This window comes from Exiguobacterium sp. s43 (assembly GCF_018617255.1).
Lineage (GTDB): Bacteria > Bacillota > Bacilli > Exiguobacteriales > Exiguobacteriaceae > Exiguobacterium > Exiguobacterium profundum.
Genome location: NZ_JACSJT010000014.1, coordinates 1 through 478 on the forward strand (window position 1 = coordinate 1; position 478 = coordinate 478).

Consider the following 478-nt stretch of genomic DNA (forward strand, 5'->3'; position numbering starts at 1 on the left):
CGTACACGTGGGATGCCTTGGGTAACCTGACTGCAATCCAAGAGACTGGCGGTACGAAAGCATGGCAGTTCACCTATGACGAGCAGGGACGTCGTATCGAGAAGCGGGGGCCGAATGGCACGATTCGCTTCCATTACGACGGTGACTCGAATCGTCTCTTGGCCGAAACGGATGCGCAAGGGAATTACATCCGTGAATATGTCTACGGTGCGAATCATCTCCTCGTCGGTCTAAAAGTTGATGGGTCCTGGTATAACTACCACCGCAACTACCGCGGAGATATCGTTGCCATCACAGATGAGACTGGAACCCTGGCTGCAGAGTATACGTATGACTCCTGGGGTAAGCCGGTCACGAAGAACGTGAATGATGAAAAAATTAATGATCAACCAATCCGTTATGCCTCGTATTACTACGATGAGGATTTGAAGCTTTACTATTTGATGGCACGTTATTATCATCCGGAGCATGCGGTGTT

General features: G+C 49.8%; 1 protein-coding gene. It reads left to right on the forward strand.

The window, feature by feature from the left end; genetic code table 11:
- The coding region (locus KNO79_RS15500) for an RHS repeat domain-containing protein (protein ID WP_214691722.1) at nt 1-478 on the forward strand (478 nt) is incomplete at both ends.